General features: G+C 65.1%; 21 protein-coding genes. 11 read left to right on the top strand and 10 right to left on the bottom strand.

The window, feature by feature from the left end; genetic code table 11:
• Position 1 precedes the first annotated feature (1 nt).
• From WMC41_RS17325 to WMC41_RS17310, 4 genes are read right to left on the bottom strand one after another with little or no spacing between them, the layout of a single operon-like run.
• Positions 2–859 carry a metal ABC transporter permease gene (locus tag WMC41_RS17325; protein WP_432345112.1) on the bottom strand — a complete coding sequence of 286 codons (858 nt, stop codon included), beginning with the start codon at positions 857–859 and terminating at the stop codon, positions 2–4.
• Positions 856–1728, bottom strand: a complete 873-nt coding sequence (locus WMC41_RS17320; RefSeq protein WP_272806608.1) for a metal ABC transporter permease — start codon at positions 1726–1728, stop codon at positions 856–858. The genes WMC41_RS17325 and WMC41_RS17320 overlap by 4 nt, the downstream gene beginning before the upstream one ends.
• Positions 1725–2594: a manganese/iron ABC transporter ATP-binding protein gene (locus WMC41_RS17315; RefSeq protein ID WP_280531076.1), complete on the bottom strand. Its 870-nt coding sequence runs from the start codon at positions 2592–2594 to the stop codon at positions 1725–1727. Before WMC41_RS17315 ends, WMC41_RS17320 begins: the two co-directional genes overlap by 4 nt.
• Entirely contained in the window at positions 2591–3493 is a 903-nt protein-coding gene (locus WMC41_RS17310; protein ID WP_432345110.1) for a metal ABC transporter substrate-binding protein, read from the bottom strand. Before WMC41_RS17310 ends, WMC41_RS17315 begins: the two co-directional genes overlap by 4 nt.
• 239 nt (positions 3494–3732) lie before the next feature.
• Here WMC41_RS17310 and WMC41_RS17305 point away from each other — a divergent pair, with 239 nt between their 5' ends.
• Positions 3733–4374, top strand: a complete 642-nt coding sequence (locus WMC41_RS17305; protein ID WP_432345107.1) for a hypothetical protein — start codon at positions 3733–3735, stop codon at positions 4372–4374.
• Positions 4375–4582: 208 nt separating this feature from the next.
• Here the strand turns inward: WMC41_RS17305 and lysS are convergent, their stop codons facing one another.
• The 5 genes from lysS to WMC41_RS17280 all read right to left on the bottom strand — a co-directional run bounded on the left by lysS (position 4583) and on the right by WMC41_RS17280 (position 11359).
• Complete coding sequence (gene lysS, locus WMC41_RS17300; RefSeq protein ID WP_432345105.1) at positions 4583–6076, bottom strand: lysine--tRNA ligase; 1494 nt, start codon at positions 6074–6076, stop codon at positions 4583–4585.
• 13 nt (positions 6077–6089) lie between these two features.
• Positions 6090–7559 carry a glutamate--tRNA ligase gene (gene gltX / locus WMC41_RS17295; RefSeq protein WP_432345102.1) on the bottom strand — a complete coding sequence of 490 codons (1470 nt, stop codon included), beginning with the start codon at positions 7557–7559 and terminating at the stop codon, positions 6090–6092.
• A 175-nt stretch (positions 7560–7734) separates the two neighbouring features.
• Entirely contained in the window at positions 7735–9507 is a 1773-nt protein-coding gene (locus WMC41_RS17290; protein WP_432345098.1) for an SLC13 family permease, read from the bottom strand.
• A gap of 297 nt (positions 9508–9804) precedes the next feature.
• Positions 9805–10554 (bottom strand): TerC family protein, encoded by a 750-nt coding sequence (locus WMC41_RS17285; protein WP_244768198.1) that lies wholly within the window; start codon positions 10552–10554, stop codon positions 9805–9807.
• A gap of 145 nt (positions 10555–10699) precedes the next feature.
• Positions 10700–11359, bottom strand: coding sequence for a TetR/AcrR family transcriptional regulator C-terminal domain-containing protein (locus WMC41_RS17280; protein WP_432345095.1), 660 nt, complete (start codon positions 11357–11359; stop codon positions 10700–10702).
• 143 nt (positions 11360–11502) lie between these two features.
• On the opposite strand from WMC41_RS17280, the gene WMC41_RS17275 reads away from it, so the two are divergent.
• From WMC41_RS17275 to WMC41_RS17245, 7 genes are all read left to right on the top strand, one after another.
• Complete coding sequence (locus WMC41_RS17275; RefSeq protein WP_432345092.1) at positions 11503–12705, top strand: HlyD family secretion protein; 1203 nt, start codon at positions 11503–11505, stop codon at positions 12703–12705.
• A gap of 26 nt (positions 12706–12731) precedes the next feature.
• Positions 12732–14321 carry a DHA2 family efflux MFS transporter permease subunit gene (locus tag WMC41_RS17270; protein ID WP_432345090.1) on the top strand — a complete coding sequence of 530 codons (1590 nt, stop codon included), beginning with the start codon at positions 12732–12734 and terminating at the stop codon, positions 14319–14321.
• Between the two features lie 71 nt (positions 14322–14392).
• Positions 14393–15505 carry a metallophosphoesterase gene (locus WMC41_RS17265; protein ID WP_432345088.1) on the top strand — a complete coding sequence of 371 codons (1113 nt, stop codon included), beginning with the start codon at positions 14393–14395 and terminating at the stop codon, positions 15503–15505.
• Positions 15506–15588: 83 nt separating this feature from the next.
• The gene (locus WMC41_RS17260) at positions 15589–16638 is read left to right on the top strand and encodes a LacI family DNA-binding transcriptional regulator (RefSeq protein ID WP_432345086.1); all 1050 of its coding nucleotides are present in this window, start codon (positions 15589–15591) and stop codon (positions 16636–16638) included.
• A gap of 10 nt (positions 16639–16648) precedes the next feature.
• Entirely contained in the window at positions 16649–18103 is a 1455-nt protein-coding gene (xylB, locus tag WMC41_RS17255; protein ID WP_432345084.1) for a xylulokinase, read from the top strand.
• A gap of 27 nt (positions 18104–18130) precedes the next feature.
• Complete coding sequence (xylA, locus tag WMC41_RS17250) at positions 18131–19441, top strand: xylose isomerase (protein ID WP_272806595.1); 1311 nt, start codon at positions 18131–18133, stop codon at positions 19439–19441.
• 348 nt (positions 19442–19789) lie between these two features.
• A complete protein-coding gene (locus WMC41_RS17245) occupies positions 19790–21298 on the top strand; it encodes a methyl-accepting chemotaxis protein (protein ID WP_288079760.1) in 1509 nt (502 codons plus the stop codon).
• Between the two features lie 34 nt (positions 21299–21332).
• Here WMC41_RS17245 and WMC41_RS17240 read toward each other — a convergent pair whose 3' ends face one another.
• Entirely contained in the window at positions 21333–22364 is a 1032-nt protein-coding gene (locus tag WMC41_RS17240) for a LacI family DNA-binding transcriptional regulator (RefSeq protein ID WP_288079761.1), read from the bottom strand.
• 220 nt (positions 22365–22584) lie between these two features.
• Here WMC41_RS17240 and WMC41_RS17235 point away from each other — a divergent pair, with 220 nt between their 5' ends.
• From WMC41_RS17235 to WMC41_RS17225, 3 genes are all read left to right on the top strand, one after another.
• Positions 22585–24111 carry a sugar ABC transporter ATP-binding protein gene (locus tag WMC41_RS17235; protein ID WP_432345080.1) on the top strand — a complete coding sequence of 509 codons (1527 nt, stop codon included), beginning with the start codon at positions 22585–22587 and terminating at the stop codon, positions 24109–24111.
• A gap of 46 nt (positions 24112–24157) precedes the next feature.
• On the top strand, positions 24158–25168 hold the full coding sequence (locus WMC41_RS17230; protein ID WP_244768209.1) for an ABC transporter permease: 1011 nt from the start codon (positions 24158–24160) through the stop codon (positions 25166–25168).
• A gap of 93 nt (positions 25169–25261) precedes the next feature.
• The gene (locus WMC41_RS17225) at positions 25262–26215 is read left to right on the top strand and encodes a substrate-binding domain-containing protein (protein ID WP_244768210.1); all 954 of its coding nucleotides are present in this window, start codon (positions 25262–25264) and stop codon (positions 26213–26215) included.
• The last annotated feature ends 138 nt before the right edge of the window (positions 26216–26353 follow it).

Here is a 26353-nt window from a genome sequence, read left to right as displayed (position 1 = left end):
ATCAGGCTTGCTTACCTGCCTCCTGCACGGGTTTGCGGCGGCTCTGGAGCACCTGCCACAGGAAGGCGAGCACGAAGAGGATGGTCATCAGGAGCACGATGGTCGGGGCGGGGGCGCTGTCGATGAGGAAGCTCAGCCAGATGCCGAAGAAGGTGGCGCCGAGGGCAACCGCGACGGCGACCATGAGCATGCTCGGGAAACGCCGGGTGAGGAGGGCGGCGATGGCGCCCGGCGCGACCAGCATGGCGATGGCGAGGATGATGCCGACCGCCTTCAGCGCGCCGACGACGACGAGGGACAGCACGGCGAGCAGGCCGTAGTGCAGCAGTTTCACCGGCAGGCCGATGGCAGCGGCGTGCTGCCGGTCGAAGGCCTGCACCAGCAGATCCTTGCGGAAGAGGAGGATGAAGGCCGTCGAGGCTGCAGCGATCGCCGCCGTCTCCACGAGATCGGCTGCGCCGATGCCGAGCATGTCGCCGAAGAGGATGTGGTCGAGATGGATGTCCGGCTGGATCTTGACATAGAGAACGAGGCCGAGCGCGAACATGCCGGAAAAGACGATGCCGAGGATCGTATCCTCCTTCACCCGGCTGTTGTCCTTGAGGTAGCCGGCCGAAAGCGCGCAGAACAGCCCCGCGACGAAGGCGCCGGTGGCGAAGGGCAGGCCCACGACATAGGCGATGACGACGCCCGGCAGAACCGCATGGGAGACCGCGTCGCCCATCAGCGACCAGCCCTTCAGCACGAGATAGCAGGAGAGCAGCGCCATCGGCAGGGCGATCATCAGCGTCACCAGGAAGGCGTTCTGCATGAAGGCGAGCTGGAAGGGCATGATCGCAAGGTCGAGCGTCTCGTTCATGGCTGTTTCGCCTCCAGGGTTTCGAGGGCGAGGCGGCCCCTGCGGCGCGCGGCAAGAAGGCCGTGCTTCGGCGCGAAGAGGAAGGCGAGGAGGAAGATGGCCGTCTGCAGCACGACGATGATGCCGCCCGTCGCCCCGTCGAGGAAATAGGAGATATAGGCGCCGACGAGGCTGGTGCCGGCGCCGAGCGCGGCGGCGATCGTGATCAGCCGCTGGAAGCGGTCCGTCAGCAGGTAGGCGGTCGCGCCCGGCGTCACCACCATGGCGATGACGAGGAAAGCGCCGACGGTCTGCATGGCCGCGACCGTCGAGGCGCTGAGCAGCGTGAAGAACAGGATCTTCAGGCCCGTCGGGTTGAGGCCGATCGAGCGGGCGTGGCTCTCGTCGAAGAAGGTGACCATCAGGTCCTTCCACTTCAGAAGCAGGATGACGAGCGTGACGACGCCGATGATGGCGAGCTGGATCGTGTCCTCGGGGCTGACGGCGAGGATGTTGCCGAGCACGATGGTCTGGATGTTCACCGGCGTCGGTGCGAGCGAGACCATGAAGAGGCCGAGGCCGAAGAAGGAGGAGAAGATCATGCCGATGATGGCGTCTTCCTTCAGCCGGGTCTTCCGGTTGAGGAAAAGCATCGCGGCGGCGGCAAGCCCGCCGGAGAGGAAGGCGCCGGCCGCGAAGGGCAGGCCCAGCATGTAGGCGCCGGCAACGCCGGGCACGATGGAATGGGAGAGGGCATCGCCGATCAGCGACCAGCCCTTCAGCATGAGATAGGCCGAGAGAAAGCCGCAGATGCAGCCGACCAGCGCGCTCACCCACATGGCGTTCACCATGTAGCCGTAGCCGAAGGGTTCGAGGAGCGTGTCGATCACGGTGTCTTCTCCGCCTCGCGCTCGCCGTAGATGACGAAGGGGCGCTCGTCATCGGTGATGACCTTGACGGAGCGCTTGTCCTCGTCGTCGTGCAGGTCGTGGCCGCCGAGGATGAAGTGGCGCAGCACGCCGCCGAAGGCGCGCTCCAGATTGGCTTCGGTGAAGGTCTCGGCCGTCGGGCCGGAGGCGATGACGGTGCCCTTCACGAAGACGGTGCGGTCGCAGAAATCCGGCACGCTGCCGAGATTGTGGGTGGAGACCAGCATGACGCGGCCTTCGTCGCGCAACTTGCCGAGCAGCTCGACGATCTGCTCCTCCGTCCTCACGTCGACGCCGGTGAAGGGTTCGTCGAGCAGGATCACCTGGCCTTCCTGCGCGAGCGCGCGGGCGAGGAAGACGCGCTTCCTCTGCCCGCCCGAAAGCTCGCCGATCTGGCGCTTGCGGAAATCGCTCATGTTGACCCGCGACAGCGCCTCGTCGACCATCTCGTGGTCGCGTTTCGTCGGGATGCGCAGCCAGTTCATGTGGCCGTAGCGGCCCATCATAACGACGTCCTCGACGAGCACGGGGAAGGTCCAGTCGACCTCCTCGGCCTGCGGCACATAGGCGACGAGGTTCTTCTTCAGCGCCTCCTTCACGGAAAGGCCGAGGATGGTCACCTTGCCGGCGGCGACGGGCACGAAGCCCATGATCGCTTTGAAGAGCGTGGACTTGCCGGCGCCGTTGACGCCGACGAGCGCGGTGATCGTGCCCTTGGGAACGGAGAAGCTGGCATGCGTCAGCGCCGTGTGGCCGTTGCGATAGGTGACGGTCACGTCCTCGGCGAGAATGCCGTCCACCTTCTTCGGCCTGCCACCCATCATCATTGTGAAAGACCCTTCACGATGGTTTCGGAGGTGACGCGCAGGAGGTCGAGATAGGTCGGCACGGGGCCGTCCGCCTCGCTCAGCGAGTCGACATAGAGCACGCCGCCATAGGCCGCGCCGGTCTCCGCGGCGACCTGCTTTGCCGGATCGGCGGAAACGGTGCTTTCAGAGAAGACGACGTGGATATTGTGTTCGCGCACCGCGTCGATCACGGCCTTCACCTGCATGGGGGTGCCCTGCTGGTCGGCGTTGATCGGCCAGAGGAAGAGTTCCTTGAGGCCGAAATCGCGGGTGAGGTAGCTGAAGGCGCCCTCGCTGGTGACGAGCCAGCGCTTTTCCTCGGGCAATGCGTCGATCTTCGCCTTCATCTCCACGCCGAGCGCGGTGATCTTCTCGCTGTAGGCCTTGGCATTGGCGTCGTAGGTCGCGGCATTGGCGGGATCGAGTGCGGCCAGCGCCTTGCGGATGTTCTCGACATAGATGAGCGCGTTGGCCGGCGACATCCAGGCATGCGGGTTCGGCTTGCCCTCATAGGGACCCTGCACGATGCTCATCGGCTCGACGCCCTCGCTGACGGTGACGTTCGGCACGTCGCCGAGATTGGCGAGGAATTTCTGGAACCAGAGCTCGAGGTTCAGTCCGTTCCACAAAACGAGCTTGGCGTCCTGCGCCTTCAGGATGTCGCGCGGGGTCGGCTGGTAGTTGTGGATTTCCGCGCCCGGCTTGGTGATCGATTCCACGATGGCGGCATCGCCCGCCACATTCGCCGCGATGTCGGCGATGATGGTGAAGGTCGTGACGACCTTCGGCTTTTCCTGGGCAAGGGCGGGAGACAGGGCAGGGGCCGCGCCAAGGAGCGGCAGGCTGAGGAGAAGGGCATGGAATGAGCGGCGGAGCATCGGCTCTCCTTGTCTGCTTTTGCGAATGAGTTGCATTAAACTATAGGGCTGTTTTCGCCGCTGTCAACGCAATTGCAAATCATTCGCAACAACGTCCCGAAATCGGACGTCCGGCGTTTAAAACTTCCGAAACGCCCGGCCGGTAGAGTGCGTGCAGTTCGCGTGCTCTCGGCGCGTTCGTGTTCCTGCGTTTCAAGAGAAGACCACCGCCCGTGAAGTTCCTTCCGACCTCTTTCCGCTTGTCCCGGAAGCTTCTGATCATCGTCGCCGGCGTCGTCGTGCTGACGGGCGCGTCGGGGGCCGCCGCGATCTTCGTCGGGCGCGATGCGCTGCTCGGGCCGCCGGCGGAACAGGTGTCGGGCGCCGCCTGCACGACGGTGTCCACCGTCCGCCTCGAGCGCAACGGCCAGCACTGGCTGCGCAAATATGTGCGTTCGGACGCCAGGGACGGGGATACACGCGTCAAGACGGCGCTGCGTGTCGCCGGCGCCGTGTCCAATCACGAGGAGGCCGATCTCTACCAGGTCATCCTGCTCGATGCTGCCGGCCCGGTGAACCGGGCCGACATGCGCGGCCGCGCCATCGGCGCCGAGGTGCTCTTCACACGCAATCCTTCCGCCATTCCGGGCATGACGGCGCCGTTCGTCGCGCGCTACACGACCGGCCAGCCGGCGGGCAACGGCGAATTCTACGGTGAGCGCAAGGAATTGTCGCTGGACGAGATCAAGACCATCGTCACCGCGATGGAGGATCGGGCGGATTGCGTCGATCCGCATGCGGTCGAGGAAGCGGGTGGCCACGCTGAGGCCAAGGCCGAGGGCGGCCACGGCGAGGCGCCGGCCGAAGAAGGGTCGCACGAGGTCGCCGCCAGCGAACATTGACGGTTAGAGGAGGGGATGCCCCTCATCCCGCTGCCGCGACCTTCTCCCCGTAAATGGGGAGAAGGGGGTAGGACGCGCTCGTTTCCTCAACCAATACCCGGTCGTGAGCCACGTCCCTCTCCCCGCCTGCGGGGAGAGGGTTAGGGTGAGGAGCAAGAGCCAAGGACGAAATCAGACAAAAGGTGGCCGGTATCAGCCGCCTCAGCCCTCAATCCACCTTTGCCCGGCGTGCCGGGAAGAGGATGACGTCGCGGATCGACGGGGCGTTGGTGAGCAGCATGATCAGGCGGTCGACGCCGATGCCGAGGCCGCCGGCCGGCGGCATGCCCTGGTCGATGGCATCCAGGAACTCGTCGTCGAGCTGCTTGGCCTTTTCGCCGCGGGCATGCGCCTGTTCCAGCTGCTCGACCATGCGGGCACGCTGTTCTTCGGGATCGTTCAGCTCCGAAAAGGCGTTGCCGAGCTCCCAGGTGTTGCAATAGGTCTCGAACCGCTCGACGAGGCGCGGCTCGCCCGGCACTTCCTTGGCGAAGGGCGAGATGTCCTTCGGAAAGTGCGTGACGTGCGAGGGCTGGATCAGCGTCGGTTCGACCTTCTCCTCGAAGATGAAGGCGAGGCATTCGCCCCAGGTCCAGTCCTTCTCGATCTCGAAGCCGGCGGCCTTGGCGGCGGCGCGCGCCTCCTCGTCCGTCTTGATCGCGAGGAAGTCGATGCCGGTCGCTTCCTTGACGGCGTCGGGCATCGGCACGCGCCTGAACGGGCCCTTGAAGGAGATTTCCTTGTCGCCGTAGGAAAATTCGGTCGAGCCGTGGATCTTGACCGCGAGCTCGGCGAAGAGGCGTTCCACGAGGTCCATGATGTCCTCGTAGTCGGCATAGGCCCAGTAGCACTCCATCATGGTGAATTCGGGATTGTGCCGGGTGGACACGCCCTCATTGCGGAAGTTGCGGTTGATCTCGAACACTTTGTCGGTAAGCCCGGAGACCAGCGTGCGCTTCAGGAACAGTTCCGGCGCGATGCGCAGGAACATGTCGAGCTTCAGCGTATTGTGGTGCGTCTTGAAGGGCTCGGCCGTCGCGCCGCCATAGACGGAGTGCAGCATGGGCGTCTCGACTTCCATGAAGCCGTCGTTCTCCATGAAGCGGCGGATGCCGGAGACGATCTTCGAGCGCTGCTGGAAGCGGAGCTTGGATTCCTCGTTGGTCATGATGTCGAGGTGGCGCTTGCGGTAGCGGATCTCGACATCCGAGACGCCATGCCACTTTTCCGGCATCGGCAGCAGGGTCTTCGTCAGCATGACGATGTCCTGCGCGTTGATCGTCAGCTCGCCGCGCTTGGTGCGGCGCACGACGCCCGTCACGCCGATGATGTCGCCGAGGTCGATCATCGGCAGCAGCGCGCGGGCTTCCTCCGGCGTCGTATCCTTGTGTGAAAAAATCTGGATCTTGCCCGAGGCGTCATGGATATCCATGAACATGCCGGAATTGCGCGAGGAATAGACGCGGCCGGCGACCGTCACCACGTCGCCGCTTTCCGTGTCGGGCTCCAGGCCCTCGTATTTTTCCGCAAGCTCCGCATTGGTCATCGTCCGGTGGAAATGCGCCGGGTAGACGTCGCCGACCGTCTCGCGAAGCTGGGCGAGCTTCTGGCGGCGGACTTCCGTCGGGTCGGAGGAAAGGGCGGTTTCTGTCTTCTCGTTCATTCTTTCTTGTTCCTTACTTTCCGCTGCCCACCATCGAGGCGACGACCTGCGCCGCGACCTTCAGACGCTGGCGCACGACGGAGCGGCCGAGGATCGCCATCGAATCGAAGAGCGGCAGCGAGCGCGACGAGCCGGAGACGGCGACGAAGAGCGGGGCGACGACGACCTTCAGCTTCTTGCCGAGCCGGTCGGCGCTCGCACGCAGTTCCGCCTCGATGCTCTCGACGGTCCATTCCGGCATCTTTTCGAGGTCCGGCTGCACCTGATTGAGGACTTCGAGGATTTCTTCCGGCGTGGATTTCACCTTGGCGAAGGCCTCCGGCGTCAGGCCGAGATCGGATTTCAGCAGGAAGCCGGCAAGGTCCGGCAGTTCGCCGAGCTTGGAGATGCGCGACTGCGAGAGCTTCAGCCCCTGGCGGACGCGGTCGTTCTCCATCGCCCAGGAAAGCACGCGCTGGACGAACTCTTCCTCCGAAAGCTGCTCGCGCAGCCAGCGGCCGTTCAGCCAGTCGAGCTTCTGGATGTCGAAGATCGCGCCCGCCTTGGACAGGTTCTCCGGGTCGAACTTTTCGGCGAGCTGATCCATGGTCAGCATTTCCTCACCCTCGGCGATCTGGACGAAGAACAGGCCGAGGAAGTTCATCAGCGCTTCCGGCAGATAGCCGAGCGCGGAATAGTAGGAGATCGACGTCGGGTTCTTGCGTTTCGAGAGCTTCGACTTGTCGTGGTTGCGCATCAGCGACAGGTGCATGAAGACCGGCGGCTCGAGGCCGAGATATTGGTAGATGAGGATGTGCTTCGGCACCGAGGCGAGCCATTCCTCGCCGCGCGCGACATGCGTGATCTTCATCAGATGGTCGTCGACGACGTTCGCCATATGGTAGGTCGGCATGCCGTCGGCCTTGAGCAGGACCTGCATGTCGACGGCGTCCCACGGGATTTCGACCGGGCCGTAGACGCCGTCGACGAACTTGCAGGAGCCTTCGGCGGGGATCTTCATGCGCACGACATGCGGCTCGCCCGCCTCGACGCGCGCGGCCACTTCCTCGGCGGAAAGATGCAGGCAGTGGCCGTCATATTTCGGCGGCTTGCCTGCGGCGCGCTGCGCCTCGCGCATCTTCTCCAGCCGCTCGGGCGTGCAGAAACACTTGAAGCCATGGCCGTTCTCGACGATCTTGTCGACGAACGGACGGTAGATGTCCTTGCGGTCGGACTGGCGATAGGGGCCGTAGGGGCCGCCGATGTCGGGGCCTTCCGACCATTCGAGGCCGCACCATTTCAGCGCGTCCAGCACCTTCTGCTCGAATTCGGGCGTCGAGCGCGTGGCGTCCGTATCCTCGATGCGCAGGATGAAGGTGCCGTTGTTCTTCTTGGCGAAGAGATAGTTGAACAACGCGATATAGGCGGTGCCGACATGCGGCTCGCCGGTCGGGGAGGGTGCGATGCGTACGCGAACGCCGGAGGCGGTTGCGGAAGTGCTCATGGTTTGGCCCGTCTTGACATGGTTTTACGCCCCCGGCCGGAGGTTCCGGCGTCGAAGGCGTCACGTTAGGGAGGGAGAGCCCGGTTTTGCGCCGGATATGCGGCGGGAAAGGGCCTTCCGTTGGGCTGGGTGAGACCATATTCAGCCCGGCACGTCAAGAAAAAGTCAGTCCGGCCTATTGCACCGGCCAGACGTAGAGCAGCGCGGGCACGCTGACCAGCACGATGAGGAAGGACAGCGGCAGGCCGACGCGCGGATAGTCGGCGAACTTGTAGCCGCCCGGCCCCATGACCAGCGTGTTGCACTGGTGGCCGACGGGGGTGAGGAAATCGCAGCCCGCGCCGATCGCCACCGCCATCAGGAAGGCCTCCGGCCGGTAGCCGAGCGCGCCGGCGAAACTCGCCGCGATCGGCGCCATGACCAGCACCGTCGCGGCATTGTTGAGGAAGGGCGTGACGGCCATGGCGGTCAGAAGGATGAGGGCGAGCGCGCCGAAGGGCGGCAGGTGCACGGCGACATCGCCCAGCCAGCCGGCGATAAGCTCGCTGGCGCCCGTCGTGCGCAGGCTGTCGGAGACGGGGATGAGACAGGCGAGCATGATGAGGATCGGCCCGTCGAGCGCGGCATAGGCCTCGCGCAGCGGCACGGCGCGGAAGAGCACCATGGCGACGGCGGCGGCGAAGAAGCCGGTCGCCACCGGCACGAGGCCGACGGCGGTGGAGGCCATGGCGGCGATCAGCACAAGCACGGGAATGATCGCCCGGCGGGGAGCGCCGAGCAGGATTTCGCGCTGGGCGAGGGGAAGCAGGCCGAGTTCCGGCAAGAGCGTCGGCAGGGTGCGGTTATTGCCCTGCAGCACGACCATGTCGCCGGGGCGCAGCCGCACCTCGGAGAGCTTTTCCCGCAGCCGCTCGCCCTGGCGGCTGACGGCGAGCAGGTTGATGCCGTAGGAATGGAACAGCGCGATGCTGCGCGCCGAAATGTCGATCAGCCGGGAATCGTTGCCGACGACGGCCTCGATGGCGCTGATCTCGCCTTCCTCGCCGCGCCCGGCGCGGATCGGCTTGCCGGACAGCATGAGGCCGGCGGCGGAAACGACCTTGTCGAGTGCGCTCGCCGTACCCTCCATCAGGATCGTATCCCTGGCGGCAAGGCGCACGTCGGGCAGCGGGGAGAGGTGGACATGGCCGCGGATGATGGCGGTGGCGATCACCTCGCCGTCGCCATGCTTCAGCACGTCGTTCAGCGACTTGCCGACCGAGGGCGAGCCTTCCTCCACCGTGGCGTCGGAGGAATAGGCGGCGGCCTCCAGCGATTCCTCGATGCTGGCATTGCTGTTCGTGCGTTCCGGCACGATGCGGTTGAAGAACAGCATGAAGAGGATGCCGCAGACCGCCAGCGTGGCGCCGACGGGCGTGAAGTCGAACATGGTGAAGCTCTCGCCGGTGATCTCCTGGCGCAGCCGCGAGACGACGATGTTCGGCGAGGTGCCGATCTGGGTCATCAGGCCGCCGAGCAGCGCGGCGAAGGCCATGGGCATCAGGAACTTCGAGGCGGGCGTGCCGGATTTCCGGGCGAACTGGAAGGCGAGCGGCATCATGATGGCGAGCGCGCCGATGTTCTTGATGAACGCCGAGAGCACCGCGACGGAGACGAGCAGCAGCGCGAGCTGCGCGCGGCCGGCGGTGAGGTTCGGGAAGAAGCGCTTGACCGCGAGGTTGACGATGCCGGAGCGGGCGACGGCCGCGCTCACCATCAGCGCGCTGCCGACGATGATGACGATGTCGTCGCTGAACCCGGAAAAGGCCTTGTCGAAGGGCACGATGCCGAGCGTGAGCGCCAGAAGCAGCGAGCAACAGGCAACGAGGTCGTAGCGGAACCGTCCCCAGATGAACGCCGCCATCATAAGTGAGATGACGACGAAGGCGAAGGTCTGCTCAAGGGTCATGTTATGGTCCGTGCGGCGGGACGATGCTCGGCATGAATTCCGTACGGGCCTTTCCGGTTCCTGCACGACGCGCAAACCGGTTACAAACTTTCGCGGAACAATCCACCCGGCGAAAGGTTTGCCAAGAGAAGGCGGGCCGTGTCAACCGGACGCGACGGAGATGGAGAATGCGGGCGTTTTTCCGGTTTCTTCCCGTGGCCAACGAAACGGCAGTCGAGCTCCCCACCCGTCCGGCCCGTCTTCGACACCCTTCCAAACGGAAGCCGGCGGGACCTTCGTCCCGCCGGTCTTTCTGTGCTAGTGGCCAGAGGCCTTGCTCTTTTGCCGCGCCCGGCGGGAGAACATGTTGAGCACCTCGACAAGGGCCGAGAAGGCCATGGCGGCGTAGACATAGCCCTTCGGCACATGGAAGCCCATGCCTTCGGCGATCAGCGTGGTGCCGATCATCAGGAGGAAGGCGAGCGCCAGCATGACGATCGTCGGGTTCTTCTCGATGAAGTTGGCAAGCGGGGTCGCCGCGAGCAGCATGACCGCGACGGCAACCAGGACGGCGACCACCATGATCGGCAGGTGCGGCGTCATGCCGACGGCCGTGATGATGCTGTCGATGGAGAAGACGAGGTCGAGCAGCAGGATCTGGCCGATCGCCGCCGTGAAGGTCGTCGAGACCGCACCGCCGACCATGTCCTCCTTGTGGTCGATGGGATCGACATTGTGGTGGATCTCCTTCGTCGCCTTCCAGACGAGGAAGAGGCCGCCGGCGATCAGGATCATGTCCTTCCAGGAGAAGCCATGGCCGAAGGCCTCGAAGACCGGGGTGGTGAGCTGGACGATCCAGGCGACGGTGCCGAGCAGCGCAAGGCGCATGATGAGCGCGAGGCCGATGCCGATGCGGCGGGCCCGTTCGCGATGCTCGGGTGGCAGCTTGTTCGTCAGGATCGAGATGAAGATAAGGTTGTCGATGCCGAGAACGACCTCCATCACGATGAGCGTGATGAGGGCTATCCAGGCGGCCGGGTCTTGCACGAGCGCAAGAATGCTGTCCATCCGGTCTTCCTCTCCAAATACGGGTTTGAGAATGGACTTCCGTATTTATGCAGAATTTGACCGCTGACAAGCTGAGCGAGGGCCGTTCAAGCTCATATCACGATTTCGTCATCTGATGGACGGCCGGCCGGCGGTTTTCCCGGCTTTACGGCTTCGCGCCATAGGCTGCGAGGAAGACCCTTATGGCCGAGGCGACGTTCTGCTCGATCACGGCCTTCGGCGGCACCTCCTCCATCGCGCCGAAGAGGCGGGGCTTGAAAAGACCGACCGTTGTGAGCTCGATGAACTGCTTGGCCGCGTGCGCCGTGTCGTCCGAAACGACGATGCCCGCCGCCACCTGGCGATCGAGATATTCCTGCAGCACCGAGACCGGGTTGATCGGCGTTGCGGAGAAGAAGCGGCTACAGAGCTTCGGCAGGCGATGGTTGGCGGCGATCACCATGCGCATGGCACGGATCGTCTGGTCCGCCGTCATGTGGGTGGCGAACAGCGTGCCGAATTCCTTCAGCGTCTCGGTGATCGGCTTCCTGCCGTCGAGCACATGGCGCACCGTTTCGGTGATCCGCCGGCGCTCGCGCTCGATCATCGAGCCGAACAGGTCTTCCTTGTTCTCGAAATAGACGTAGATCGTGCCTTTGGAAACGCCGGCGGCACGCGTGATGTCGTTCATGCTGGCGGCCTCGAAGCCCTGTTCCATGAACACGCGTTTCGCGCCGTCGAGGATCTGCTCGCGCTTGGCGGGATCCTCGCCGGCAATGCGGCGGCCCGTATGCGGGGCTGCCGATTTTTCTTCCGTCGTCTGCATCTCCGTTCCCGCGCTCGAAGCCTCGCCAGCTATTTCGAACCGAGCGGTTCGATTTCTACTTGATATGCGCGAGAAAGAGGACTATGTCAAATCGAACCGAACGGTTCAGTTCGGAATTTTATCCCAGAGATGGTGGCAAGCCCATGTCGACTTCCCATGGCGCCGGCACGGCGAAGGTTCGTCCGGTCAACGATGATTTCGAGGCGGAGACCGCCGAGGCGCGGCCGGCAACCACGGCGGAGACTGCACCCGCCGCCACCGTGGCCCAGCCGGAGACCAGAAAGGGCGGCCGGCGCCTTGCGCTGCCGATCCTTGCCGTCGCCCTCATCGCCGCCGCCGGCTGGTACGGCCATGAATGGTGGACGAACGGCCGCTTCATGATCTCGACGGACGACGCCTATGTCGAGGGCGATATCGCCTCCATCTCCCCCAAGGTTTCCGGCTATGTGGCCGTGGTCAACGCCGTCGCCAACCAGACGGTGAAGGCCGGCGATCCGCTCGTCACGCTCGATGACGGTGACTATCGGCTCGCCCGCGAGCAGGCCGAGGCGCAGATCGCGACGCAGAAGCTCTCGCTCGGCCGCATCGACGCGCAGATCGAAGGCGCCAGGGCAAGCCTTGCCCAGGCGGATGCCCAGAAGACGGCCTACCAGGCAGCCCTCAGCGGCGCGCAAGTCGCCGAAAAGCGCGCCAAGGAGCTGAACGCCAAGGCCGTCGGCACCACAGCCTCGCTCGACAGCGCCACCGTGGCGCTGGACCAGGCCAAGGCCAATCTCGTCGGCGCGGATGCCAATATCGTTGCTGCCAGGGCGGCCATCACCGTGCTCGAGGCGCAGCGCGCGGAAGCCGAAAGCCAGATCCGCACGCTGGAGCTTGCCCGCGACAAGGCCGAGCGCGACCTCGGCTTCACCGTGCTGAAGGCGCCCTATGACGGCGTCGTCGGCAATATTTCCGTGCAGGTCGGCGATCTCGTCTCGGCCGGCCAGCGCCTTGCGGCCCTTGTTCCGGTGAAGGACCTCTATGTCGAGGCGAACTTCAAGGAAACGCAGATCGCCCGTCTCGTGCCGGGCTCGAAAGTGCATCTGCATGTCGATGCCTTCGAGGAGGACGACATTGTCGGCACGGTGGATTCGATCGCGCCGGCTTCCGGCTCGGTCTTCTCGCTGCTGCCGGCGGAAAACGCCACGGGCAACTTCACCAAGGTCACGCAGCGCGTGCCGGTTCGCATCGCCATCCCCCGGGAGGTGCTGGACAGCGGCAAGCTGCGCGCCGGCCTCAGCGTCGTCGTCGACGTCGACAGCCGCACGGCGCCGGATGGCACGGCGCTCGCCGCCCGGGCCGAGTAGAGACCTCCAGCAAGGGAGCGCGGGCGATGGCCGCGACCGCTCAACCGGCAGCAGGCGCCCTGACGGCGGCGCCCGCGCAGGCCGACAAGGTTCCCGTCCGCCGCGTCGTTGCGTTCTTCGCGATGGTCTTCGGCATGTTCATGTCGATCCTCGACATCCAGATCGTCTCGGCCTCGCTCTCGGAGATCCAGGCCGGCCTCGGCGCAGGCGCCGACGAGATCGCCTGGGTGCAGACCTCCTATCTCATCGCCGAGGTCATCATGATCCCGCTGTCGGGCACGCTGGCGCGCATCGTCTCGACGCGCGTGCTCTTCGCCTTCTCGGCCGCCGGCTTCACCCTGGCGAGCGCGCTTGCCGCGACCGCGACGAACATCGACCAGATGATCGTCTACCGCGCCATCCAGGGCTTCATCGGCGGCGGCATGATCCCCTCGGTCTTCGCGGCCGCCTTCACCATCTTCCCGCCCTCCAAGCGGTCGGTCGTCTCGCCGATGATCGGCCTCGTCGCCACGCTCGCGCCGACCATCGGCCCGACGGTCGGCGGCTATCTCAGCCACGCCTTCTCCTGGCACTGGCTGTTCCTCGTCAACATCATCCCCGGCATCATCGTCACGGTGCTGACCTGGAACCTCATCGACTTCGACAAGCCGGAATTCAGCCTGATGAAGCGCTTCGACTGGTGGGGCCTCATTTCCATGGCGGTGTTCCTCGGCTCGCTCGAATATGTGCTGGAAGAGGGCAACAACAAGGACTGGTTCAGCGACGAGCATATCGTCATGGGATCCGTCGCCGTCGTGGTCGGCGCCGTGGTCTTCTTCTGGCGCGCCTTCAAGGTGCCGTTCCCGGTGGTGGACCTGCGCGCCTTCGCGAACCGCAACTTCGCCTTCGGCTCGATCTTCTCCTTCACGATGGGCATCGGCCTCTACGGCCTCACCTATCTCTATCCGCTCTATCTGGCGCGCATCCGCGGTTACGATTCGCTGATGATCGGCGAGACGCTGTTCATCTCCGGCCTTGCCATGTTCTGCACGGCGCCGATCGCCGGCATGATGTCGTCGCGGCTCGATCCGCGCGTCATGATGATGATGGGCTTCGGCGGTTTCGCGCTCGGCACCTGGTCGATGACGCAGCTGACGGCCGACTGGGATTTCTACGAACTGCTCGTGCCGCAGATCCTGCGCGGCGTCTCGCTGATGATCTGCATGGTGCCGATCAACAACGTGGCGCTCGGCACGCTCTCGCCCGACCGCATCCGCAATGCCTCCGGCCTCTTCAACCTGACGCGCAATCTCGGCGGCGCCGTGGGGCTCGCGGTCATCAACACGATCCTCACCCAGCGCTCGCAGGAGCATTACCTGCGCCTCTCCGAGCATGTGCAGTGGGGCAATCCCGAAGCCGTCGAGCGCATGAACAGCATGGCCGCGAACTACAGCGCCCATGGCCTCGACGGCCCCGCCATCGCCGTCAAGCAGATGGCCGGCTTGGTGCAGCAGCAGGCCTATATCCTGTCCTTCATCGACATCTTCGTGCTGCTCACCGGCCTCTTTGCGACGCTCATCTTCTGTGTGCTGGCGATCCGCAAGCCGCAGGGCGCGGTGCGGGGCGGCGGGCACTGAACCTGCCTCTTGCGGTGATCGGGATCGCTCCGTCACAATGGGGTGGTCCTGTCCCTGCCCGGAGGCCCCGTTTGTCGTTCGATCCCACGCGCCGTCGTCTCCTCACCGCCGCCGGCGGCCTGGGGCTCTCGCTTGCCTTGCCGGTGTTCCCTTCGCGCGCGGCCCGGCCGGCGACGGATGCGACCTTCCTCTTCTCCTGCGACGTGCATGCCTGCCTCGTCTCGGCGGACGGGCTCAGCCCCAACTGTGCGGACGAGGGCAAGACCGATGCGGCGCTGCTGCGGCATGTCGCGGCGGTGAATGCGGTCGGCGGCCTTGCCTGGCCGGCGGAGATCGACGGCAGGCCGTCCGGCCTTGCCGGCGCCGGCACGACCATCGCGGCGCCGCTCGGCCTGGTGCTCGGCGGCGACATGACGGATGACGGCGGCGGGCAGGTAAAGGTGCCGGGCGAGGGGCGGCAGCTCCAGCAGTTCGCCAGCCGCTACCAGCAGGGCACGGGGTCGGACCGCGTGCACTATCCGGTCTATAACGGCCTCGGCAATCACGACCTCGACCAGGACGGCGTGCCGCCGCATCTCGACTGGTACCGGCGCGAATTGCGCGACTATGTCGAGCTGAACCACCGCTCCACCGTCTTTTACAAGGCGCCGGTGCCGGTGACGAACTACGATATCGAGTCGGACAATTTCTCCTGGGACTGGGGCGGATTGCATCTCGTGCAGCTCCAGCGCTTCGGCGGCGACGACACCAAGGGCGCCATCAGCGGCCTGCCCTGGCTGAAGCAGGACCTTGTCACCTATGCGGCGGATGGCCGGCCGGTCGTGCTGTTCCAGCACTACGGCTGGGACCGGTTTTCCACCGAACACTGGGATCCGGCGGCAAAGACCTTCGATCCGCAGGGCACCGGCTCCGCGCACTGGTGGACGGAGGAGGAGCGTGCCGGTCTGCTTTCGACGCTCAAGGGCTCCAATGTCGTCGGCATCTTCCACGGCCACGAGCATCCGACACCGATGATCTATGACCGCGAGGGCTACGATATCTTCAAGCCCATCGCGGCCTTCCTGGGCGGCTTTGCGCTCGTCCGCGTCACGGACGGATTCATGGACGTCGTGCTGGCCCGCGCCGGAAATGAGCCGGGTGCGATCATCTTCACCCACGCTTTCAGCAAGCGCTTTTCTGGCTGAAAAATCACGGCCGGGCAGCAGCGTGAAAATTTCTGATTTACGTACATCAGAAATTCCTCTATGGGTCTCGGCACGGAGGAGAGATGAGACCCACGGTTCACGATATTGCCGACAAGGCGGGCGTCAGCCTCGCCACCGTTGACCGCGTCTTGAACGGCCGGCCCGGCGTTCGCGGCGTGACGCGGGCCAGGGTCGAGGCGGCGATTGCGGCGCTCGGCTATGTGCGCGACGTGGCGGCGGCGAACCTTGCCAAGAGCCGGGTCTATCCGCTCGTCTTCATCCTGCCGGCGGGCGACAATCCCTTCATGCGCGGGCTCGAGGCGGAGGTGCGCCGCGCCGGCATGCATTCGGCGAACGAGCGCACCCGGCTTGCCGTCGTCACCGTTCCCGCCTTCGACGCCGGCGCGCTGGCGAAGGCCATCGACGGCGCCATTGCCGAAAAGGTCTCCGGCATCGCCGCCGTCGCGGTGGATGCGCCGGAGGTCTCCGCGGCCATCGGCCGGGCGCATGCGGCCGGCATTCCCCTTGTCACGCTCGTTTCCGACCTTGCCGGTTCCGGCCGCGATCATTTCGTCGGTGTCGACAACATTGCCGCAGGCCGAACGGCCGGCAGCCTGTTGGGGCGTTTCCTCGGTAGCCGGCCCGGCCCCGTCGCCGTGCTCGCCGGCTCGATGCGCGTGCGCGACCATCGCGAGCGCCTGGAGGGCTTTTGCGCTGCGATGGCGGATATGCCCGTCACGCGCGCGATCCTGCCGGTGCTGGAGGGGCAGGACGATCCTGCCCGCTCCCGTGCGCTGATTTCGGAGTGCCTCGCCGCCGTTCCGGACCTTGCAGGCATCTACAGCCTCGGTGCCGGCAACCAGGGCCTCGTCGCGGCGCTTGCCGCCGGCGACCGCGACGATATCTGCGTGATTGCCCACGAACTGACGGACCATACCCGCGCCGCGCTCGAAACCGGCACCATCGATGCCGTGCTCAACCAGGACGCCGGCCACGAGGTGCGCAGCGCCATCCGCGTGCTGCGCGCCAAGGCGGACGGCTTGCCCGTCATCGCGGCGCAGGAGCGCATCCGCCTCGATATCTTCATCAAGGACAACCTTCCGGCCGGTCCGGACGGGGATGACGGCAACTAGGGAGAACGCCATGTATCTCGGGATCGACCTCGGCACGTCGAGCGTCAAGGCCATGCTGATCGATGCGGAGCAGACGGTCGTCGGTTCGGCCTCCAGCACGGAGGTGAAGACCGCGCGGCCGCAGGCCGGCTGGTCCGAGCAGGATCCGGCGGACTGGATCCGCGCGACGGAGGAGGCGATCGCCGGCCTTCGCGCCGCCCATCCCGCCGGGCTCGCCGCTGTGCGCGGCATCGGCCTGTCCGGCCACATGCACGGCGCGACGCTGCTCGACGCCGAGGACAGGGTGCTGCGCCCCTGCATCATGTGGAACGACACGCGCAGCCACCGCGAGGCGGCGGCGCTCGATGCGGATCCACGCTTTCGCAGGGTCACCGGCAATATCGTCTTTCCCGGCTTCACCGCGCCGAAACTCGCCTGGGTGAAGAACAACGAGCCGGATGTCTTTGCGAAGGTCCGCTGGGTCCTGCTGCCGAAGGATTTTCTGCGCGTCTGGCTCACCGGCGAGCACATGTCGGAAATGTCGGATTCGGCGGGCACCTCCTGGCTCGATATGGGCGCGCGCAAATGGTCCGGCGAACTGCTGGCGGCGACCGGGCTCGAGGAGCGCCAGATGCCGGCGCTGGTGGAAGGCACCGATGCCGCCGGCATCCTGCGGCCGGAGCTTGCCGCAAAATGGGGGTTCGGCGCCGGTATCGTCGTTGCCGGCGGGGCGGGGGACAATGCCGCCTCGGCCTGCGGCATGGGCACGGTGCGAGAGGGGGCGGCCTTCGTCTCGCTCGGCACGTCGGGCGTGGTGTTTGCGGCCAATGCCAGCTACCTGCCGAACCCGGAAAGTGCCGTGCACGCCTTCTGCCATGCGCTGCCGGGCACCTGGCACCAGATGGGCGTGATCCTGTCGGCCACCGATGCGCTGAACTGGCATTCGCGCGTCACCGGTGCCTCCGCCGCAGACCTGACACAGGAACTCGGCGATGCGCTGAAAGCGCCGTCCGGCGTCACCTTCCTGCCCTATCTTTCGGGCGAGCGCACGCCGCACAACGATGCGGCGATCCGCGGCGCCTTCCTCGGCCTCGGCCATGAGAGCAGCCGCACGGTGTTGACGCAGGCCGTGCTCGAAGGCGTCTCCTTCGCCATCCGCGACAGTCTCGAAGCGTTGAAATCCGCCGGAACGGTGCTCTCCCGCGTCACCGCCATCGGCGGCGGCTCGCGCTCGCGCTACTGGCTGAAATCGATCGCCACCGCGCTGAACCTGCCCGTCGACCTGCCGGCGGACGGCGATTTCGGCGCCGCTTTCGGCGCCGCCCGCCTCGGCCTCGTCGCGGCAACCGGTGCGGACCCCGTTGCGGTCTGCAGCGCGCCGGCGACAGCCGAGACGATCGAACCCGAGACGGCGCTGAGCGCCGCCTACGAGGACACCTACCAGCGCTATCGCCGCCTCTACCCGGCGATCCGCGCCGCCTACTGACAAGCAAGCACACCAGAGGAGACACCCATGGCCACCGGCTTCTTCGGCGATATCGCCAGGATCAAATATGAAGGCCCTGACAGCACCAACCCGCTCGCCTTCCGCCACTACAATCCCGACGAGATCGTGCTCGGCAAGCGCATGGAGGATCACCTGCGCTTTGCCGTTGCCTATTGGCACACCTTTGTCTGGCCGGGCGGCGACCCCTTCGGCGGACAGACCTTCGAGCGTCCGTGGTTCGAGGATTCCATGCAGGCGGCCAAGCTGAAGGCCGACGTCGCCTTCGAATTCTTCCAGCTGCTCGGCGTTCCCTTCTACTGCTTCCACGATGCGGACGTGCGGCCGGAGGGCAGGGATTTCGTCGAGAACACGAAGAACCTCAACGAGATCGTCGACTACTTTGAAAAGAAGCAGGCCGAGACCGGCGTGAAGCTGCTGTGGGGCACGGCGAACCTCTTCTCCAACCGCCGCTACATGGGGGGCGCGGCGACCAATCCGGATCCGGATGTCTTCGCCTTCGCCGCGGCGACGGTGAAGACCTGCATCGACGCCACGCACCGCCTCGGCGGCGACAATTACGTGCTGTGGGGCGGCCGCGAGGGCTACGAGACCCTGCTCAACACCAATATCGGCCAAGAGCTCGACCAGCTCGGCCGTTTCGTCAACATGGTCGTCGAATACAAGCACAAGATCGGCTTCAAGGGCGCGATCCTCATCGAGCCGAAGCCGCAGGAGCCGACCAAGCATCAGTACGACTACGACGTCGCCACGGTCTACGGCTTCCTCAGGAAATACGGGCTGGAGAACGAGGTGAAGCTCAACATCGAGCAGGGCCACGCGATCCTCGCCGGCCACTCCTTCGAGCACGAGCTGGCGCTTGCCAATGCGCTTGGCATCTTCGGCTCGATCGACATGAACCGCAACGACTACCAGTCCGGCTGGGACACCGACCAGTTTCCCAACAATGTTCCGGAAATGGCGCTCGCCTTCTACCAGGTGCTCTCCGGCGGTGGCTTCACCACGGGCGGCACGAACTTCGACGCCAAGCTGCGCCGCCAGTCGATCGATCCGGCCGATCTCCTGATCGGCCATATCGGCGGCATGGATTGCTGCGCGCGCGGCGTGAAGGCCGCGGCCCGCATGATCGAGGACAAGGCGCTGTCCGGTCCGCTCGCCGAGCGCTATGCCGGCTGGCAGACGCCGGAAGCGCAGAAGATACTGTCCGGCGGCTCCTCGCTGGACGCGCTGGAAGCCTATGTGCTTGCCGGCGGCATCAATCCGCAACCGCGCTCCGGCAGGCAGGAACTTCTGGAAAACGTCGTCAACCGTTACGTCTGACGTGTCTGGGAGAGGTCATTCATGGACCGGAGAGGGCGCCTTCCTGGCGCCCTTTCTTGTTCGGGGAGACCGTGCGGCGAGCCGCCTCACCTTAGGTGAGATATACTTTGCCTTGCGTCAGGTTGTATTTGGTGTCTTCTTTCCAGATCCCCTAAAATTATATGGGTAAGGATCCATTATTGGAGAAAACCGCAACTTTTTTGACTTCTATCAATTTCTGTAAAGTATCGCCGTCCCGTTCGTAGATGTTTGTTTACCATCTCCTGCGAAAAATCGCGACAGACCGCAAGCCGGAGCCCGATTTGGGGCCGGCGTCGATCGCCGTTCCAACCGCACGAGGATTTCCGGATGTCAGCGCAGGATGCCAAGACCCAGCAACTGAACGAGCGCCTCTCCTTCGTCGAGCTCGACGGTGGCCAGCGTGATGCGCTGAAGCGCGCGCTGCCGACGATCTCCGCCTCGCTCGATGGTGCCCTCGACACCTTCTACCGCAAGGCGCGGGCCACGCCCGAGACGGCGCGGTTCTTTGCCAATGAGGCCCATATCCAGAGTGCCAAGGGCCGGCAGGTCAAGCATTGGGAGCTGATCGGCTCGGCGCGTTTCGATACGCAATATGTCGATGCCGTCACCATGATCGGCAAGACGCATGCCCGCCTCGGCCTGGAGCCGCGCTGGTATATCGGCGGTTACGCGCTGATCCTCGAGGCGATCGTCGAGAGCGTCATCGCAAAACATCTCGAAGGCTTCATCTACCGCAAGAAGGCGGCTGCGCTCGGCGAGGAGATCTCGGCCATCGTGAAGGCCGCGCTCGTCGACATGGACTACGCGATCTCCGTCTATCTGGAGGCGCTGCAGGAGGAGCGCGAGAAGGCGGAGGCCGAACGGCAGGCGCTGAATGCCGAGCAGGAAGAGGCGCTGGCTGCGCTCGACACCTCGCTCACCCGCCTTGCGGGCGGGGACCTCACGGCCTCGATCAGCACGCCGCTCGCCCCGCAGTTCGAGCGCCTGCGCTCCAATTTCAACGGGGCGATCGAGAAGCTGGACGACACGCTCGGCGCCATCGTCACGGCGGCGGACGATGCGGCCGGCAATTCCGGCGAACTGGTGAATGCCACGGACGACATGGCCAAGCGCACCGAGCAGCAGGCCGCCTCGCTGGAGGAGACCGCTGCGGCCGTCGAGGAAATCACCACCATTTCCCGCGAGGCCGCACAGCGCGCGGAAGAGGCCCGCCGCGTCGTCGGCAGCGCCACGGACGAGGCCCGGCGCTCCGGCCAGATCGTCGAACAGGCAGTCTCCGCGATGGGCGCCATCCAGGACTCCTCCGGGAAGATCACGCAGATCATCAGCGTCATCGACCAGATCTCGTTCCAGACCAACCTCCTGGCGCTCAATGCCGGCGTCGAGGCGGCGCGGGCGGGCGAGGCGGGCAAGGGCTTTGCCGTCGTGGCGCAGGAGGTCCGCGAACTCGCGCAGAAATCCGCGGACGCGGCCAGGGAGATCAAGGCCCTGATCGACAAGTCCTTCGAGGACGTGCAGCTCGGCGTATCGCTGGTCAACAAGACGGGCGAGGCGCTGCATCATATCGGCGAGCAGGTCGTGCACATCAACGCGCATATCGATGCCATCGCCAGCTCCGCCCGCGAGCAGTCGGCCGGCATTTCCGAGATCAATACGGCCGTCGGCAGCATGGACCAGATGACCCAGCAGAATGCCGCGATGGTCGAGGAGACCAATGCCGCGACGCACAATCTCATGCAGATCAGCACGACGCTGAAGGGTCTCGTCGACCGGTTCACGGTTTCGGCGGCACGCGAGCAGCAAATGGCAAAGCCGGCCCAGCGCCGCTACGGGTAAGGGTTGGCGGCGTGCATGCCCGGATCGAGGGCTTCTACCGTTTCTGGAACCGCCGCGACGGCGCGGAGACCGAATTGCGCACGATCAGATCCGGCCGGAGCAGGATTTCCGTGTCAGCCGGCTCGCTGTCGGAGAGAAGCTCGAACAGCAGCGCCATGGCGCTCTTGCCTATCGCGGTGCGCGGCTGGCGGATCGTTGTGAGCGAAGGCGTCATGAAGCTCGCCTGCGGCACGTCGTCGAAGCCGGTGACGGAAAAGTCGTTCGGAATGTCGTAGCCGCGCGCGCCGAGGCCGATCATCACGCCGATCGCCGTCTGGTCGTTGACGCACATGAAGGCGCTCGGCAGCGTGTCGCGCATGAAGAGTTGCTCGAGCGCGAGGCGCCCGCTCTCGATCGTGCCGTCGCCCTCCAGGATGATGCGCTCGCCGGCCGGCACGCCCGCGGCGTCGAGCCCGGCATCATAGCCCTGGCGGCGCCGGCTATAGGCAAGGCGCGTGCGCGAATCGCCGATGAAGGCGATCTTGCGATGTCCCTCGGCAATGAGGAGATCGACCGCCTTGCGCGCGCCTTCGATGTCGTCGACGCCGACATAGGGGATGCCGCCATTGTAGACCGGCTCGAAGACGCCGACGCTGGGCGGCAGGCGGGCCGTCATGGACTGGTGGCCGAAGGGCAGGATGCCGGTGAAGAGGATCAGCCCGGCCGCCTGGTTGGAATTCAGGAACTTCAGGTATTCGAGGCCGCGCTGCGGATCGTTCTGCGTATGGCCGATCAGGATGCCATAGCCGTGCGCGCGCGCCTCGTTCTCCAGGCCGACGAGGATGTTGGAGAAGTTCGGGTCGCCGATGTCGGGTGCCACGACGAGGATCATGTTCGAGCGGCCGAGGCGCAGGCTGCGCGCCATCGCATTGGTCGTATAGCCGGTGATTGCGATCGCCTGGTTGACCTTCAGCCGCGTCGAGTTGGCCACCTTTTCCGGGGTGTGGATCGCCCGCGATACGGTCGCGATCGAGACCTGCGCGATGCGCGCAACATCCTCGATCGTGGCGGGGCTGGACGTCGACAAACTGGCTCTCACTCGGCACGGGCAAGTCCGGCGGGGGTGCGAAGCGCAGCATCCGGAATTGCATTAACAAACGAAGTGCGGGGGACACTACACAGACTGGACTGAGGGTCAAACGGCGCTTGGTGAAAATTCCTGATATCCCATGATGTAAACCTTTACATGGATCGTGTAAAGGTTTACATCGTTTCTCAAGCGGTCGAGGAGCCGCAGGGAGGAAATCATGAATCCGGACGCTGCCGACGGGGCTCCCGTCGTTCTCGCTGCACGCCGCATCGCCAAGTCTTTCAATGGCGTGCAGGTGCTGTTCAGCGTCAATTTCGAGCTGCGCGCCGGTGAGATCCATGCCCTGATGGGCGAGAACGGCGCGGGCAAGTCGACGCTCGTGAAGATCCTCTCCGGCTTCGAGCAGCCGACATCGGGCGAGATCCTTCTCGACGGCCAGCCAGTCAAGCTGCCGCCGAACGGCCAGGCCGAGCAGCTCGGCATCGTCATCATCCACCAGGAATTCAACCTCGCCGAACACCTGACCGTCACCGAGAGCCTGTTTCTCGGCCGGGAGGTGACGAGCTACGGCGTGCTCGACCGGAAATTCATGCGCGCCGAAACGCGCCGCGTGCTCGACCAGCTCGGCTCCCATGTCGACGAGAACGCGCTGATCAGCTCGCTCTCCATCGCCGACAAGCAGATGGTGGAGATCGCCAAGGCCATCAGCCGCGATGCGCGCATCATCTTCATGGACGAGCCGACGGCCGTGCTCTCGCGCGAGGAGACCAGCTATCTCTTCCGCCAGGTGCGCAAATTGCGCGAGGAGGGCACCTCCTTCGTCTTCGTCTCGCACAAGCTGGACGAGGTGATGGAGCTCACCGACCGGGTCACGGTGCTGCGCGACGGGCAATGGGTGAAGACCGCGCCCACCGCCATTCTCGACGGCGAGTCGATCGCCCAGCTGATGGTCGGCCGCGAGCTTTCCAGCCTCTACCCGTCCAAGCAGGAGCCCAGCGTCGACGAAGAGGTGACGCTCGCCGTGGCGGGCCTTTCGACCCATTATGTCAAGGACGCGAGCTTCGAGGTGCGCAAGGGCGAGATCCTCGGTTTTTCCGGGCTGATCGGCTCCGGGCGCTCGGAATTGATGGAGGCCGTGGCGGGGCTGCGCCCGCGCCTTTCCGGCGAGGTTTCGGTGCGCGGGGAAAGCGTGCCGGGCGGCGATGTGCATGCCGCCAACCGCGTCGGCATCGCCTATATGACGAAGGACCGCAAGCACAAGGGCCTGCTCCTGAACTCCCGCATGACGGCGAACCTCACGCTGCAATCGCTGGATAAGCACGGTCATTACGGTTATCTCAGCCCGAAGAGCGAGGCGGAGGCGCTGGAGCATGCGCGCCGGCGCTTCGATATCCGCGTGCGCGACGGACGCGTCGTCGCCGGCCGCATGTCGGGCGGCAACCAGCAGAAGCTGCTGCTTGCCAAGGTCATGGAGACCGAGCCCGACGTCATCATCATCGACGAGCCGACGCGCGGCATCGATGTCGGCACCAAGCAGCAGATCTACCATTTCATCTCGGCGCTCGCCCGCGACGGCAAGTCGATCATCGTCGTCTCTTCCGAGATGCCGGAGATCATCGGCCTGTGCACCCGCGTCGCCGTGATGCGGGAAGGGCGAATCGTCGGCATTCTCGAAGGCGAGGAGATCTCCGAGCAGGAGATCATGCGCTATTCGGCAGGGTTGAAGAAGAAGGCCGCTGCCTGAGCCTTGCGCCGGCGGCATCACACAGAATTCAAGGTTGGGGATGAACATGACGGCAAGCGAAGACGCGGTCGAAACGAAGGGCAAGGGTCGCAGCTGGCGGGATGTCGACCTGAGGGCCGTCGCGCCCTTCGCGGCGCTGGCCCTGCTGCTCGTCGTCGGTGCGCTGGTGAACCCCAACTTCATCGGCTTCACCAATCTGGCGAACGTGGCGACGCGCAGCGCCTTCATCGCGATTATCGCGGTCGGCGCCACCTTCGTCATCTCGTCCGGCGACCTTGATCTCTCGGTCGGCGCCATGGTCGCCTTCGTCGCCAGCCTCATGATCCTCTTCATGAATTCCGGCGCGATCGCCGATCCCTCGCTGATGCTGACCGCCGCGATGGTTCTTACGGTCGTCATCGGCGCGGGATGCGGCCTTCTGAACGGCCTCATCACCACCGTCGGCAAGATCGAGCCCTTCATCGCGACGCTCGGCACGATGGGCATCTATCGCGGCCTGACCACCTGGCTGTCGCAGGGCGGCGCGATCACGCTGCGCGAGCCGGAATTGCAGGCGCTCTATCGCCCGGTCTATTTCGGCTCGATCTTCGGCGTGCCGGTGCCGATTGCCGTCATCCTCGTCGTCACCGCGATTGCCGCCTTCGTTCTCTATCGCATGCGCTATGGCCGGCATGTCGTCGCCGTCGGCTCGAACAGGGACGTCGCGCGCTATTCGGGCATCCCGGTAGACCGCGTGCGCACCATCGCCTTCGTCATCCAGGGCCTGTGCGTCGCCATCGCCGTGCTGCTCTATGTGCCGCGCCTCGGCTCCACCTCGGCGACGACGGGCATCCTGTGGGAGTTGCAGGCGATCACCGCGGTCGTCGTCGGCGGTACGGCGCTGAAGGGCGGGGCGGGGCGTGTCTGGGGCACGATCTGCGGCGCCTTCATCCTCGAATTGGTCGGCAACATCATGCTGCTCTCCAACTTCATCAGCGAATACCTGATCGGGGCCATCCAGGGCGCGATCATCATCATTGCGATGCTCGTCCAGCGCTCGCTGGTGCGCAAATCGTGAGACCAGGCAGTTCCAGCCATGGAATTGCGGGGAAGTAGCCGGGTCTACAGGTCGCCCGGCCTCTGAGGAAGACCTGATTTTGGGAGGAAACTCATGCGCAAGAAACTACTGGGCCTGACGGTTGCGGCATTCGCCGTCCTCACCGGCTTCGCCCATGCACAGGAAGAGAAGAAGGTGACGATCGGCGTCTCGATCCCGGCGGCCAGCCACGGCTGGACGGCCGGCGTGATCTTCCATGCCGAGCGCGTCGCCAAGCTCCTGATGGCGAGCCATCCGGGCCTCAACGTCGTCGTCAAGACGTCGCCGGACCCGGCAAGCCAGGCGAATGCCGTGCAGGACCTTGCAACGCAGGGCATCGATGCGCTCGTCATCCTGCCGACGGATCCCGATCCGCTGGTCAACGCCATCAAGGAAATCAAGGACAGCGGCACCTTCGTCGCGCTGGTCGACCGTGCGCCGAGCACGAACGACAATTCCGTGCGTGACCTCTATGTCGCCGGCAACAACTTCGCGCTCGGCCAGACGGCCGGCGAATACATCAAGGCCACGACGCCGGAAGCCGAGGTCGTCGTCATCCGCGGCATGCCGATCCCGATCGACCAGGAGCGCCAGGACGGTTTCGACAAGGGCATCGAAGGCTCGAGCGTGAAGGTTCTCGATCGCCAGTACGGCAACTGGAACCGCGACGACGCCTTCAAGGTCATGCAGGATTATCTCACCAAGTACCAGAAGATCGACGTCGTCTGGTGCCAGGACGACGACATGGCCGTCGGCGTCCTGCAGGCCATCGAGCAGGCCGGCCGCACGGACATCCAGTATGTCGTGGCCGGTGCCGGCTCGAAGGACATGATCAAGAAGGTCATGGACGGCGACAAGATGATCCCGGTCGACGTGCTCTATCCGCCGGCGATGGTGGGCACTGCGCTCGAAATGACGGCCGCCAACTTCTACGGCCAGGTTCCGGTCCGCGGCGTCTACACGATCGACGCGACGCTGGTGACGAAGGACAACGCGAAGGACTTCTACTTCCCGGATTCCCCGTTCTGACCTGACGGAAACGAGCCGCCCGGGACATGATGGCCCGGGCGGTTTGACAACGACAGTTCCTCATTCTCTTCCGCCATCCTCGGGCGTGACCCGAGCATCCATGTCGCGCGCGTGGTGTGGATGGTCGGGTCAAGCCCG

The organism is Shinella yambaruensis (genome assembly GCF_050859155.1).
In the GTDB taxonomy this organism is placed as follows: Bacteria; Pseudomonadota; Alphaproteobacteria; order Rhizobiales; family Rhizobiaceae; genus Shinella; species Shinella yambaruensis.
This window is presented reverse-complemented; position numbering and strand designations above follow the sequence as displayed.

What these genes read in the sequence shown, in the direction of transcription:
- WMC41_RS17325 (WP_432345112.1), bottom strand. Translation starts at nt 859, where the DNA reads ATGAACGAGACGCTCGACCTTGCGATCATGCCCTTCCAGCTCGCCTTC.
- WMC41_RS17315 (WP_280531076.1), bottom strand. Translation starts at nt 2,594, where the DNA reads ATGATGATGGGTGGCAGGCCGAAGAAGGTGGACGGCATTCTCGCCGAG.
- WMC41_RS17310 (WP_432345110.1), bottom strand. Translation starts at nt 3,493, where the DNA reads ATGCTCCGCCGCTCATTCCATGCCCTTCTCCTCAGCCTGCCGCTCCTT.
- lysS (WP_432345105.1), bottom strand. Translation starts at nt 6,076, where the DNA reads ATGAACGAGAAGACAGAAACCGCCCTTTCCTCCGACCCGACGGAAGTC.
- gltX (WP_432345102.1), bottom strand. Translation starts at nt 7,559, where the DNA reads ATGAGCACTTCCGCAACCGCCTCCGGCGTTCGCGTACGCATCGCACCC.
- WMC41_RS17290 (WP_432345098.1), bottom strand. Translation starts at nt 9,507, where the DNA reads ATGACCCTTGAGCAGACCTTCGCCTTCGTCGTCATCTCACTTATGATG.
- WMC41_RS17285 (WP_244768198.1), bottom strand. Translation starts at nt 10,554, where the DNA reads ATGGACAGCATTCTTGCGCTCGTGCAAGACCCGGCCGCCTGGATAGCC.
- WMC41_RS17280 (WP_432345095.1), bottom strand. Translation starts at nt 11,359, where the DNA reads ATGCAGACGACGGAAGAAAAATCGGCAGCCCCGCATACGGGCCGCCGC.
- WMC41_RS17275 (WP_432345092.1), top strand. Translation starts at nt 11,503, where the DNA reads ATGTCGACTTCCCATGGCGCCGGCACGGCGAAGGTTCGTCCGGTCAAC.
- WMC41_RS17270 (WP_432345090.1), top strand. Translation starts at nt 12,732, where the DNA reads ATGGCCGCGACCGCTCAACCGGCAGCAGGCGCCCTGACGGCGGCGCCC.
- WMC41_RS17260 (WP_432345086.1), top strand. Translation starts at nt 15,589, where the DNA reads ATGAGACCCACGGTTCACGATATTGCCGACAAGGCGGGCGTCAGCCTC.
- xylB (WP_432345084.1), top strand. Translation starts at nt 16,649, where the DNA reads ATGTATCTCGGGATCGACCTCGGCACGTCGAGCGTCAAGGCCATGCTG.
- xylA (WP_272806595.1), top strand. Translation starts at nt 18,131, where the DNA reads ATGGCCACCGGCTTCTTCGGCGATATCGCCAGGATCAAATATGAAGGC.
- WMC41_RS17245 (WP_288079760.1), top strand. Translation starts at nt 19,790, where the DNA reads ATGTCAGCGCAGGATGCCAAGACCCAGCAACTGAACGAGCGCCTCTCC.
- WMC41_RS17235 (WP_432345080.1), top strand. Translation starts at nt 22,585, where the DNA reads ATGAATCCGGACGCTGCCGACGGGGCTCCCGTCGTTCTCGCTGCACGC.
- WMC41_RS17230 (WP_244768209.1), top strand. Translation starts at nt 24,158, where the DNA reads ATGACGGCAAGCGAAGACGCGGTCGAAACGAAGGGCAAGGGTCGCAGC.
- WMC41_RS17225 (WP_244768210.1), top strand. Translation starts at nt 25,262, where the DNA reads ATGCGCAAGAAACTACTGGGCCTGACGGTTGCGGCATTCGCCGTCCTC.